Source organism: Segatella hominis (assembly GCF_004535825.1).
In the GTDB taxonomy this organism is placed as follows: Bacteria; Bacteroidota; Bacteroidia; order Bacteroidales; family Bacteroidaceae; genus Prevotella; species Prevotella hominis.
The window spans coordinates 1-1143 of sequence record NZ_SGVY01000131.1; the positions used below are offsets into that span (position 1 = coordinate 1).

Annotated in this window: 2 tRNA genes and 2 rRNA genes; all 4 read left to right on the top strand. The window is 46.3% G+C overall.

Annotated features, from left to right (window positions below):
- Positions 1-60 (top strand): 16S ribosomal RNA (locus tag EXN75_RS17430); the annotation flags it as partial.
- A gap of 130 nt (positions 61-190) precedes the next feature.
- Positions 191-264, top strand: a tRNA-Ile gene (locus tag EXN75_RS17435).
- Positions 265-331: 67 nt separating this feature from the next.
- Positions 332-405, top strand: a tRNA-Ala gene (locus EXN75_RS17440).
- A 215-nt stretch (positions 406-620) separates the two neighbouring features.
- Positions 621-1143 (top strand): 23S ribosomal RNA (locus tag EXN75_RS17445); the annotation flags it as partial.

Below are 1143 nucleotides of genomic sequence, written 5' to 3' on the forward strand. Positions count from 1 at the left end.
ATTGGGGCTAAGTCGTAACAAGGTAGCCGTACCGGAAGGTGCGGCTGGAACACCTCCTTTCTGGAGAGACGATTATCCTATGAAGAGATAGGAATCTGATAAAAGTTCGCTTCTCTTCTTGTACGCAACATCTGTTTAATCAAATAAGAGATAGAGAATGTTCGGCAGAGATGCTACTCTTTACCAACACAGTCCTATAGCTCAGTTGGTTAGAGCGCCACACTGATAATGTGGAGGTCGGCAGTTCAAATCTGCCTGGGACTACACATCGGCGTAGCCAATGTGTAATCAAAGTTCAACTTTGATACATTCTCAATTGATGTCTCGATTTGGGGGATTAGCTCAGTTGGCTAGAGCACCTGCTTTGCAAGCAGGGGGTCAACGGTTCGAATCCGTTATTCTCCACTCCAAAGGAAAAGGCCGGTATGAAGTATTTTACTTTTCCCCTTTTACCTTTAAAAGATCTTTGACATATTGACACAAGCAAAACTGTAAGTAATGAACTTTAGTTCAGACTAAAGTAAATCAAATCGCAAGATGAGATTTCACTTTGTTAGAATACAGCTGAAAGTATGAGCTACTTATTCGCTGTTCGGAAACGAATAGCAAATACAGTCGTAAAGAAAGTAAGAAAGGGCGTATGGCGGATGCCTAGGCTCACGGAGGCGATGAAGGACGTGATAAGCTGCGATAAGCTTCGGGTAGGTGCAAATAACCCTTGATCCGAGGATTTCCGAATGGGACAACCTAGCCGTCTGAAGGACGGTTACTAGCACCTAAGTGTTAGAGCTAACGCAGGGAACTGAAACATCTTAGTACCTGCAGGAAGAGAAAATAAATGAATGATTCCCCCAGTAGTGGCGAGCGAACGGGGAACAGCCCAAACCGCTGACGTCGCAAGGCGCCAGCGGGGTTGTAGGACCGCGAGATTGTACTCAAATGGTGAGTGGAAGTATCTGGAAAGTTACATCACAGAAGGTGATAATCCTGTACACGAAGCCAGCTGAGACATAGCGGTATCCTGAGTAACGCGGGACACGAGGAATCCTGCGCGAATCTGCCGGGACCATCCGGTAAGGCTAAATACTCCCGTGAGACCGATAGCGAACGAGTACTGTGAAGGAAAGGTGAAAAGAACCCCGA